Annotated in this window: 1 protein-coding gene; it reads left to right on the top strand. The window is 71.3% G+C overall.

What is annotated here, in order from left to right; translation table 11 throughout:
* Window positions 1–63: 63 nt before the first annotated feature.
* On the top strand, window positions 64–12664 hold a 12601-nt coding region (locus ACWDNU_RS37565; protein ID WP_449672339.1), incomplete at its 3' end, for an SDR family NAD(P)-dependent oxidoreductase.

The raw sequence follows: 12664 nt of genomic DNA on the forward strand, positions 1-12664 counted from the left end.
GCCCGCCCTACGATCCGACCGACGACCCATGAATGCTGCCTGGCTACCGCGGTGGAGTGCGCAATGCGTGAGAGTGAGAAGAATCGGGAATCCGGCTTCGCGGAGCGGCTGACGCTTCTGCCGCCGGCGGACCGCGCGGGGTTCCTCGCCGGCGTGGTCCACGACGCGACGCGGGCGGCGCTGCAGGCCGCGCTGCCGGAGGTGCCTGCCGTCCTCGACCCGGAGAAAGCGTTCTCCGACCACGGTTTCGACTCGCTCGCGGCGGTGGAGCTGCACGCGCAGCTCACCGACGCGACCGGGCTGGAACTGCCGGTGACGCTGGCCTTCGACTATCCGACCCCGGCCGCGGTCGCGCGTTTCCTGCACGCCGAGGTGTTCGGCGCGGAGGAATCGGTCGCGACGCTGACCGCTGGCGGCTCGAACGACGAGCCGGTCGCGATCGTCGGCATCGGCTGCCGGTATCCGGGCGGCGCGGTGTCGCCGGAAGCGTTGTGGCAGCTGGTCGCCGACGAGGTGCACACCATCTCCGGCTTCCCGGAGGACCGCGGCTGGGATCTCGACAGCCTCTATGACCCGGATCCCGACAAGCCGGGCAGCAGCTACGTCACCTCGGGCGGATTCCTGCCCGGCGCCGGGGAATTCGACGCCGGGTTCTTCGGCATCGCGCCGCGCGAAGCGTCCGCGATGGACCCGCAGCAGCGGCTCGTACTCGAGACCGCGTGGGAAGCGTTGGAGCGGGCCAAGATCGACCCGTCCACGCTGCGCGGCACTCCGGGCGGCGTGTTCATCGGCGCGGAGGCGCAGGAGTACGGCCCGCGGCTGCACGAAGCTCCCGACGGTCTCGACGGTTACCTCCTCACCGGCAACGCGCCCAGCGTCGTCTCCGGTCGCGTCGCCTACGCGCTCGGTCTCGAAGGTCCGACGCTGACCGTTGACACGGCTTGCTCCGGTTCGCTGGTCGCGCTGCACTTGGCGGTGCAGGCGTTGCGGCGTGGGGAAACGCAGCTCGCGCTGGCTGGTGGCGTTGCGGTGATGGGTGCGCCGGGCACGTTCACCGCGTTCAGCCGTCAGCGTGGTCTCGCGGAAGATGGTCGCTGCAAGGCTTTCGCGGCAGCTGCGGATGGCACTGGGTTCGCCGAGGGTGTCGGTGTCCTGGTGCTGGAACGGCTTTCCGACGCAGTCGCGAACGGACACACGGTGCTCGCCGTGGTCCGCGGCTCGGCGATCAACTCCGACGGTGCGTCGAACGGCCTTACCGCGCCGAACGGCCCGTCGCAGCAGCGCGTGATCAAGCGCGCGCTGGCGGACGCTGGACTGGAAGCGTCCGATGTGGACGCTGTCGAGGCGCACGGCACCGGTACCCGGCTCGGCGACCCGATCGAGGCGCAAGCGCTGCTGTCCACCTACGGTCAGGACCGCGAGACGCCGCTGCTGCTGGGGTCGATCAAGTCGAACATCGGCCACACGCAGGCCGCGGCGGGTGTCGCGGGCATTATCAAGATGGTCGAGGCGATCCGGCACGGCGTGCTGCCGAAGACGCTGCACGTGGATGAGCCGACGCCGCACGTCGACTGGACGGCGGGTTCCGTCGAGCTGCTGACCGAGCAGCGGGAATGGCCGGAGAACGAACGTCCGCGTCGCGCTGGCGTCTCGTCGTTCGGCGTGAGCGGCACCAACGCGCACGTCATCATCGAGCAGGCCCCGGCCGTCGAAAAAGCGGAAACCGCCAGTGACGAACTGCCGGTCGTGCCGCTGGTCGTCTCGGCACGCAGCGAGGAAGCGCTGCAGGCACAGGCCGCCGCACTGGTGTCCACTGTGGAATCCGAGCAGCTGACTGACCTCGGCTTCTCTCTCGCCACCACCCGCGCCGCGCACGACCAGCGCGCTGTGGTCGTCGCGGAGAACGTCGCCGACGCGGTGCGCGGGCTCCAGGCGCTGGCGACGGGGGAGCAGGACCCGAACGTCGTCCTTGGCGAGCGCACGCCGGGCAAGCTCGCGATGCTGTTCACCGGCCAGGGTTCGCAGCGCCTCGCGATGGGGCGTGAGCTGTACTTGGCATACCCGAAGTTCGCCGAGGTCTTCGACGAGGCCCTCGACCACCTCGACGTCCAGATGGAGACCCCGCTGCGCGACGTCCTCTTCGGCGACAACGCCGAGGAGTTGAACGAGACGCAGTACACCCAGTGCGCGCTGTTCGCGGTCGAGGTCGCGTTGGCGCGGCTGCTCGAATCGTGGGGCGTGCGGCCGGACATCCTGCTCGGCCACTCGATCGGCGAGCTGGCCGCCGCGCACATCGCGGGCGTGTGGTCGCTCGCCGACGCGTGCCTGGTCGTCGCTGCTCGCGGACGGCTCATGCAGGCGTTGCCCGAGGGAGGCGCGATGGTCGCCATCGCGGCGACCGAGGACGAGGTCCGGCCGCTGCTGGACGACCAGGTCAGCCTGGCCGCGGTGAACGGCCCGACGTCGGTCGTCGTTTCCGGCGAGCGCGAAGCGGTGGAAGCCGTCGTGTCGGTGTTCCGCATGCAGGGCCGCAAGATCAGCGAGCTGCGCGTGTCGCACGCGTTCCACTCGCCGCTGATGGAGCCGATGCTGGCCGAGTTCCGCGAGATCCTCGAGGTGGTCGACTACGCGGCCCCGGCGATCCCGGTCGTCTCGAACGTGACCGGCCGGATCGCGACCGCCGAAGAACTCTGCTCGCCGGGGTACTGGCTGTGGCACGTCCGCCGCGCGGTGCGGTTCGCCGACGGCGTCAAGGCGCTGGTCGATGCCGGTGTCACGACGGCGATCGAGGTCGGCCCGGACGCCGTGCTGTCCGCGATGGCCGCCAGCACCAGCGACGCCATCGCCTTCACCCCCGCGCAGCGCCGCGACCGGCCCGAGGTCACCACCCTCGCCGCCGCGCTCGGCCGTCTGCACACCCGTGGCGTGGCGATCGACTGGACGGCGTTCTTCGGTCCGGCGCAGGTTGTCGACTTGCCGACGTATGCCTTCCAGCACCAGCACTACTGGCTCACCGCGCCGACCGGCCACGGCGACGCGGCGGACTTCGGCCAGCTCGCTTCCGGGCATCCGCTGCTCGCCGCCGAGATCGGCCTGGCGGGCGACGACGGCCTGGTCCTCACCGGTCGCGTCGCTCTCCGGACGCACCCGTGGCTGGCCGACCACGCGATCGCGGGCACCCCGGTGCTGCCGGGCACCGCGTTCGTCGAGATGGCTCTGCACGCCGCCGCCCAGGTCGGCTACGGCGTGGTCGACGAGCTGACGCTGCAGGCCCCGCTCGCGCTGCCGGAGACCGGTGGCGTCGCGCTGCAGACGCTGGTCGGCCCGGACGTCGACGGCCGGCGCACCATCGAGTTCCACTCCCGCCCCGACAACGACGCCGACGCGGCCTGGACCCGGCACGCCATCGGTGTCCTCGCCGCCGGTCCGGTGGTCGAGCCCGCCCCGCGCGGCGAATGGCCGCCCGCTGGTGCCGAAGTGGTCGCGACGAGCGAGCTGTACACCGAACTCGCCGAGCAGGGTTACGGCTACGGCCCGCTGTTCCAGGGTCTGCGCACCGCGTGGAAGCGCGACGACGTTGTGTTCGCCGAGGTCGCGCTGCCCGCGACCGGTCGCGACGCGGCGTTCGGCGTCCACCCGGCGCTGCTCGACGCGGTCCTGCACGCCACCGACTTCGCCCCCGGCGAGGCGCGGGAGCCGGGCGAGATCCGGTTGCCGTTCGCGTGGACCGGCGTGCGGCTGCACGCTTCCGGCGCGACCGAGGTCCGGGTGCGGATCACGTCCCCGGCCACCGGTGGTGTCTCGATCGACGTGACGGACGTGGCCGGTACGCCGGTGCTGTCCGTCGAGTCGTTCCGCTCGCGGCCGGTCCGCGAGGCCGACCTCGGCACCCAGGCGCGCGACCTGCTGTACACCGTCGAATGGACGCCGGTCACTGTTGGGGCAGAGCTGCCGACGCTCGCCTCGCTGGGCTCGGTCAGCGGTTTCGACGTTCCGGTGGTCGACTCGCTGGTGTCGCTGGTTGACGTGCCCGAGGTCGTGCTGCTGCCGGTTTCCGTGCCGGGCAAGAACATCGCCGCCGCTGCCAAGCAGACCGCGCACCGCGTGCGGACTGTGCTGCAGCAGTGGCTGGAAGGCGACCGTTACGCCTCGTCACGGCTGGTCGTGCTGACGCGCGGCTCGCTGGCCGACTCCGCCGTCCGTGGTCTCGTGCGTTCGGCCCAGGCCGAGCACCCGGGTCGCGTGGTCCTCGTGGAGGGGGCGGCAACGGCAGCGACCTTGACGACCGCTTTGGGTTCGGGCGAGCCGGAGCTCCGCATCGACGGCGACACCGTGTCGGCCGGTCGGATGGTCCGGCTGGCCGCCGAGATCGGGGAGCCGACCTGGCGCGCCGACGGCACCGTGCTGATCACCGGCGGTACCGGCGGTCTAGGTGCCCAGGTCGCGAAGCACCTGGTCACGAAGCACGGTGTCCGCAGCCTGCTGCTGCTCAGCCGTCGCGGCCTGAACGCACCGGGCGCGGCCGAACTGGTCGAAGAGCTGGCTGAGCTGGGCGCGACCGCCAAGGTGGTCGCCTCGGACGTCAGCAAGAAGCGTTCGCTGTCGGCGGCCATCAAGAAAGCCGAGCACCCGCTGTCCGCAGTCGTGCACACCGCGGGCGTGCTGGACAACGCGATGATCGGCTCGCTGACCGCCGAGCAGCTCGACGCGGTCCTGGCCCCGAAGCTCGACGCGGCGTGGGCGCTGCACGAGCTGACTGCGGAGCTGGACCTGTCGGCGTTCGTCCTGTTCTCCTCCTCGGCGGGTCTCGCCGACGGTGCCGGACAGGCGAACTACGCCGCTGGCAACACGTTCCTCGACGCACTCGCCGAGCACCGGCACGCCGCTGGCCTGCCCGCGACGTCGCTGGCCTGGGGCCTGTGGGCTCCCGACGCCGGTCAGGCGATCGGCATGGGCGCGACACTGTCCGAAGTGGACCGCAACCGCATCACGCGGCTGGGTCTGGCTCCGCTCACCGTGTCGGAAAGCCTTGCCGCCCTTGACGCTGCGCTCGGCACCGGCGTTCCGACGGTCGTCCCGACCCGCGTCGACCGGGCCGCCCTGCGGTCCCGCGGCGAGGACGTTCCGGCTGTGCTGCGCGGGCTCGTGCCCGCCGGTCGTCGCCGGATCGCTGTCGCCAGCGGAGAAGTGACGCCCGAGCAGCAGTTCGCCGAGCGCTTCGCACACCTCGCCGAGGCCGACCGCGACCGCGCCCTGCTCGACCTGGTGCGCACGCACGTCGCGGCCGTCCTGGGCCACGACAGCGCCGACGCGATCAGCCCAGCCCGCCCGTTCGGCGAGATCGGGTTCGACTCGCTGGCCGCGGTGGAACTGCGCAACATCCTCGACTCGGTCACCGGCATGCGGTTGCCCGCCACGCTGGTGTTCGACTACCCGACTCCGCGCGCGCTCGCTGAGTATTTGGCGTCGCGCCTGGCCGGGCTGGCCCCGACTCGCACGATCACTCCGGTGACCACCGTGGACCCGGAGGAGCCGATCGCCATCGTCGGCATCGCTTGCCGTTACCCGGGTGGCGTCGCGACGCCGGAAGACCTGTGGCGGCTGGTGTCCGAGGGCGAGGAAGCGCTGTCCGGCTTCCCGGTCGACCGCGGCTGGAACGTCGACTCTCTGTACGACCCGGAGCCCGGCAAGCCCGGCCACTCCTACGTCAAGCACGGCGCCTTCCTGCACGACGCGGCGGAGTTCGACGCGGACTTCTTCGAGATCAGCCCGCGCGAGGCGGCGGCGATGGACCCGCAGCAGCGACTGTTGCTGGAGGTCTCGTGGGAAGCCTTCGAACGCGCCGGAATCGACCCGGTTGCCTTGCGCGGCAGCGCGACCGGGGTGTTCGCCGGCGTGATGTACCACGACTGGGGCACCCGACTCGGCACGGTCTCCGACGACATCGCGGGCTACCTCGGCAACGGCAGCCTCGCCAGCGTCGTGTCCGGTCGCGTGTCGTACGCGCTGGGGCTGGAAGGCCCGACGGTCACTGTGGACACTGCGTGCTCGTCGTCGCTGGTCGCGCTGCACTGGGCGGTGCAGGCGCTGCGTCGCGGCGAGTGCACGCTGGCGCTGGCCGGCGGTGTCACCGTGATGTCCACTCCGGACACTTTCATCGACTTCAGCCGTCAGCGCGGGCTTTCCGCGGACGGCCGGTGCAAGGCGTTCGCGGAAGCGGCGGACGGCACCGGCTGGGGCGAGGGCGCGGGCATGCTGCTCGTCGAGCGGCTGTCCGACGCACGCCGCAACGGTCACCCGGTGCTCGCGGTCCTCCGCGGCTCCGCGGTGAACCACGACGGCGCGTCGAATGGCCTTACCGCGCCGAATGGCCCTTCGCAGCAACGGGTAATCGCCAAGGCGTTGGCCGACGCTGGTCTGCAGCCGTCCGAAGTGGACGCTGTCGAAGGCCATGGCACCGGCACCACGCTGGGCGACCCGATCGAGGCACAAGCGCTGCTGGCCACCTACGGCCAGGACCGTTCCGAGGATGAGCCGTTGTGGCTCGGGTCGATCAAGTCGAACATCGGTCACACCCAAGCCGCGGCGGGTGTCGCGGGCATCATCAAGATGGTCATGGCGATGCAGCACGGCCAGTTGCCGCAGACGCTGCACGTCGACCGTCCGTCCACTGTGGTCGATTGGGAAACCGGCGCGGTCCGGCTGCTGACCGAAGCGCGTGAGTGGGATGTCGACCGGCCGCGTCGCGCCGCGGTGTCGTCGTTCGGCATCAGCGGCACGAACGCGCACGTCATCCTGGAACAGGCTCCGGCGATCCCGGTCGAGCGGCCTTCCGAGACACAGACGATCGTCCCGGTCGCGCTGTCCGGTCGTTCCGCCGCTGCAGTGCGCGGACAGGCCGCGCGGCTGCGTTCTTGGCTTGCCGAGGGCGTTTCCGTCGCGGAGATCGCGCGTTCGCTGGCTGCGACGCGTGCCTCGCTGGAACACCGTGCGGTGGTGGTCGCCGAGACCACGGCCGAACTTGCCGACGGACTCGACGCCTTGGCAGGCGGCGACGCACCGACGGGCCAGGTCGTGGATGGGAAGCTCGCCTTCCTGTTCTCTGGCCAGGGCGCGCAGCGGGTTGGCATGGGACGCGAGCTGTACGACGCGTACCCGGCCTTCGCGACGGCGTTCGACGCGGTGTGCGCGGCGATCGACCCGCTGGTCGACGTGCCGCTGCGGGACGTCGTGTTCGGCACCACCGAACTCGCCGACCGCGGACTGCTCGACCAGACGCAGTACACCCAGACCGGGCTGTTCGCGGTCGAGGTCGCGCTGTTCCGGCTCGCCGAGTCGTGGGGCTTCCGGCCCGACGCGCTCGCTGGGCACTCGATCGGCGAGCTGGCCGCGGCCCACGTCTCGGGCGTGCTTCCCCTTGAGGACGCGGCAAAACTGGTCGCCGCGCGCGGCCGGTTGATGGGTGCGCTGAACGACCGTCGCGGCGCGATGGTCTCGTTCGCGGCGACCGAAGAGACGGTCCGCGAACTGCTGCAGGGCCACGAGGACGCGGTCAGCATCGCAGCGGTGAACGGCCCGGCCGCCGTGGTCATCTCGGGCGACGCGGACGCGGTCGCCGAGATCGAGCGGGCGGCTGACGGTGTCCAAACGCGACGGTTGCGCGTGAGCCACGCGTTCCACTCACCGCTGATGTCGCCGATGCTGGACGAGTTCCGCGAGATCGCCGCTGGTTTGAAGTACGACGCGCCGAAGATCCCGATTGTCTCGACGGTCACTGGGAAACTCGCCACCGACGACGAGTTGCGTTCGCCGGAATACTGGGTCACCCATGTCCGCGAGACCGTCCGCTTCGGTGCCGCGGTGACGGCGCTGGCGGAGAGCGGCGTCCAGACATTCCTGGAGATCGGGCCGGACAGCGTGCTGTCCGCGCTCGGCCCGCAGAGCGTCGACGCGGAGTTCGTCCCGTTTGGCCGGCGCGACCAGGACGAGGTACGCACCGCGCTCACCGCGGCCGGTCGTCTCCACATCCGCGGCGCGGCGAAGCTCGGCCCGCTGCTCGGCGACGGTCCGGTCCGGCTCGACCTGCCGACGTATGCCTTCCAGCACAAGCGTTACTGGCTCGACGCGACGCCGTCCAGCGATGTCACCTCCGTCGGCCAGCAGCCGCTGGCGCACCCGATGCTGGGCGCGGTCGTGGCACTGTCCGGTTCGGACACCACTGTCCTCACTGGACGGTTGTCCGCTTCGTCGGTGCCGTGGGTTGCTGACCACGTGGTGAAGGGTGCGATTCTGGTGCCCGGCACTGGATTCGTCGAGCTGGCCGTCGCCGCTGGTGACCAGGTCGGCCACCCGGTGGTCGAGGAGCTGACACTGCAAGCGCCGCTCCTCCTGTCCCAGGACGGTGCGGTCGCGCTGCAGGTCGTGGTCGGTCCCGCGAACGGCGACCGCCGCCCGGTCACCGTCTTCTCCCGCCCGGTCGAATCGGACGGCGACTGGACCCAGCACGCGCTGGGCACCCTGTCCGCTGCCGCGCGGCCGGAGCCCGCTGGCCTCACCGAATGGCCGCCGGCGGGCGCGACCCCGATCCCGATCGAGGGCGCGTACGAATTGCTCAACGAACGCGGCTACGGCTACGGCCCGGCGTTCCAGGGCCTCCAGGCCGCGTGGCGACGGGGCAATGAGGTCTTCGCCGAGGTCTCGCTGCCGGAACCGGCGGCGTCCACGGCAGGTTCCTACGGCCTGCACCCAGCGCTGCTCGACACCGCGATGCACGCCGACCTGCTCGGCGACCCGAGTGGGTCGACGCTGCTTCCGTTCGTGTGGAACGGCGTCACGCTGCACGCGGTCGGCGCTTCGGTGCTGCGGGTGCGGATCGTGCGGATCGATGGTGACGAGCTGTCCTCGATCGAGGTCGCGGACGGCGAAGGCAATCCGGTCGCTTCGGTCGAGTCACTGGTCTCGCGGCCGGTGCGGACCGAACTGGCCGCGCAGACGGAGACCACGGACGGTTCGCTGCTCAAGATCGGCTGGCAGTCCGTGCCGGTCCCGGCCGCAGAGCCGGGCGATGTCGTCGCGATCGGCCAGGGCCGGGTCGGTGTGGCCGCCACCTACAGCGGTTTCGCGGACCTGCTCGGCGCGGTGGACCGCGGCGAGCCGGTGCCGGGCCTCGTGACGCTCTCGGTGCCTGCCGCGGCTGGCACGGTGCCAGAGGCGGCACGGGCCAACGTGACCAGGCTGCTTGCCGAGATTCAGGCGTGGCTGGCCGAATCGCGGTTGACCGACACGAAACTCGCCATCGTCACGCAGTCGGCTGTCCCGGCCGGAGAGTCCACTGTGGACGTCACGCAGGGTCTGCTGTGGGGCCTCGCCCGGGCGGCGCAAGCCGAACACCCCGGACGCGTCTTCCTCATCGACGCGGACACCGACACAAAGGTCGAGACGATCGCCGCAGTGGTCGCTTCGGGTGAGCCGGAAGCGGCGATTCGCGCCGGTTCGGTGCTCGCCCCGCGTTACATCCGCACCGAATCGACTGGCACGGCCTCGTGGGACGGCACCGTCCTGATCACCGGCGGCACCGGTGGTCTCGGCAGCCTGCTGGCGCGTTACCTGGTGGCCGAGCACGGCGTGGCGAGTCTGGTGCTCACCAGCCGCCGCGGCCTCGACGCTCCGGGTGCCGCGCAACTGGTCGAAGAGCTGACTGACCTGGGCGCGACAGTCCAGGTGGCGGCCTGCGACGTCGCTGACCGCGAGGCGGTCGAGCAGCTGGTCAACGGCCTGCCGGACCTCGGCGCGGTGGTGCACGCCGCCGGTACCGCCGACAGCGGCGTCTTCGATTCCCTTACCGCAGAACAGCTTGACAAGGTCCTGCGGCCGAAGGTCGACGCGGCCTGGCACCTGCACGAGCTGACCTCCGACCGGCAGCTGTCCGCGTTCGTCATGTTCTCCTCGGCAGGCGGCCAGGTGCTGCCCGCCGGACAGGCGAACTACGCGGCGGCCAACGCGTTCCTCGACGGACTTGCCGAACACCGGCGCGCGGCCGGACTTCCGGCAACCGCGCTGGCCTGGGGGCTGTGGGCGGAGAACACCGGACTCGGCGGCGACCTCGCCGAAGCCGACCTCGCCCGGATGGCCCGCCTAGGCCTGCCCGCGGTGACCGCCGAGCAGGGCCTGGCTCTGTTTGACGCCGCCGTGGCCACCGAAGACGCGGTCATCGCGCCGCTTCGCGTAGACGTTCCGGCACTGCGAGCACGTACCGACGAACTGCCCGCACTGCTGCGTGGTTTCGTGCCGCCGAAGGCACGCCGCGTGGCGAAGGCGGCCAAGGCGGCGGACAACGCGCTCGCCGACGAACTGGCGGCGCTGGTCGAAAGCGAACGGGACCGAGTGCTGCTCGACCTCGTCCGCACGCAGGTGGCCACCGTGCTCGGCTACGCGGACAAGTCCGAAGTGGACGGAACCAGGGCGTTCAAGGAGCTGGGATTCGACTCGCTCGCCGCGGTCGAACTCCGCAACCTCCTTGGCACCGCGACCGGTCTGACGCTGCCCGCGACGCTCATCTTCGACCACCCGACCGCCAAGGCCGTCGCGGACTTCGTGAAGGGCAAGCTGCTCGGCGCGGTCGCCAAGGTTCCCGCGACGACGGCCCGGACGAATGCGTCGATGCAGGAACCGATCGCGATCGTCGGCATGGCGTGCCGGTACCCCGGCGGCGTCCGGTCGCCGGAGGACCTGTGGCAGCTGCTGGTCGACGAGGTCGACGCGGTCTCCGGCTTCCCGACCAACCGCGGCTGGGACACCGAGGGCATCTACGACCCGGAACGCGGCAAGCGCGGCAAGACCTACGCCAACCAGGGCGGCTTCCTGCACGACGCGGCGGAGTTCGACCCGGCGTTCTTCGGCATCGGCCCGCGCGAGGCGATGGCGATGGACCCGCAGCAGCGGCTCCTGCTGGAAACCGCGTGGGAGGCCATCGAGCGCGCCGGGATCGACCCGACGGTGCTGCGCGGCAGCCTGACCGGCGTCTTCACCGGCGCGATGTACGACGACTACGGCAGCCGCGCTCCGGGTGCTCCGGCCGACGTCGCCGCCTACATCCCGAACGGCAGCTCCGGCGCGGTCGTCTCCGGCCGCATCTCCTACCTGCTGGGCCTTGAGGGCCCGAGTATGACGGTGGACACCGCGTGCTCGTCCTCGCTGGTCACACTGCACCTCGCGGTGCAGGCGCTGCGGGCGGGGGAGTGCGGGCTGGCGCTGGCCGGCGGTGTCACGGTGCTGTCGCAGTCGGACCTGTTCGTCGACTCCAGCCGCCAGGGCGTGCTTTCGCCCAACGGCCGGTCGAAGTCGTTCTCCGCGGCTTCCGACGGCGTCGGCTGGGCCGAGGGCGCGGGTCTGCTCCTGCTGGAGCGGCTGTCCGACGCGCAGCGCAACGGGCATGAGGTGCTCGCGGTGGTCCGGTCGAGCGCGGTGAACCAGGACGGTGCGTCCAACGGCCTGACCGCCCCGAACGGCCCGTCGCAGGAACGCGTGATCCACGCGGCCCTCGCGGCTGGCGGGCTGCGACCGTCCGATGTGGACGCGGTCGAGGCGCACGGTTCGGGCACGAAGCTCGGTGATCCGATCGAGGCACAGGCGCTGCTGGCCACTTACGGGCAGGACCGAGACCGGCCGTTGTACCTGGGCTCGGTGAAGTCGAACATCGGCCACGCGCAGGCGTCCGGTGGGGCGGCTGGTGTGATGAAGGTCGTGCAAGCGTTGCGGCACAACATGTTGCCGAAGACGATGCACGTCGACGCGCCGTCGCCGGTCGTCGACTGGACCACGGGCAACATCGAACTGCTCACCGAACCGCGGCCGTGGCTGCGCAACGGTCACCCGCGTCGCGCCGGCGTGTCGTCGTTCGGCATCAGCGGCACCAACGCGCACATCATCATCGAGGAGGCACCGCCCGCTCCGGCCACCGAAACCCGGCGCACCGCACCGGAGCTCCCGGCGATCCCGTTGCCGCTGGCCGGTTCGGTCGAGCAGGCGCTCGCCGACCAAGCCGCCCGGCTGGCCGCGCACCTGCGGGCCAACCCGGACGTCAGCCTGACCGACGTCGGCTACACCTTGGCCACTGCGCGGGCCGCGCTCGACCACCGCGCGGTGGTCCTGGCGGCCGACCGCGAAGCGGCTCTGAAGGCGCTCGACGGACTGGCCGACGGCCGGACCCCGGCGGGCACCGTGGCGGGCACGGTCAGCGCGGCCGACCTGACGGCGTTCCTGTTCACCGGACAGGGCGCGCAGCAGCCGGGCATGGGACGCGGGCTGTACGAGGCGTTCCCGGCCTTCGCCGGAGCGTTCGACGAGATCTGCGGACTCTTCGACGCCGAGCTGGAAACCCCGCTCAAGCAGGTGATCTGGGAAGAATCGCCGCTGCTCAACCAGACCGCGTACACGCAATGCGCGCTGTTCGCGATCGAGGTCGCGTTGTACCGCCTGGTCGAATCCTGGGGCGTCACGCCGGATTACGTCGCCGGGCACTCGATCGGCGAACTGGCCGCGGCGCACGTCTCCGGAGTGTTCTCGCTGGCCGACGCCTGCTCGCTGGTTGCCGCTCGCGGCCGGCTCATGCAGGCGCTGCCGACCGGCGGCACGATGGCGGCGATCGCGGCCACCGAGGACGAGG

This window comes from Amycolatopsis sp. NPDC003676 (assembly GCF_053587275.1).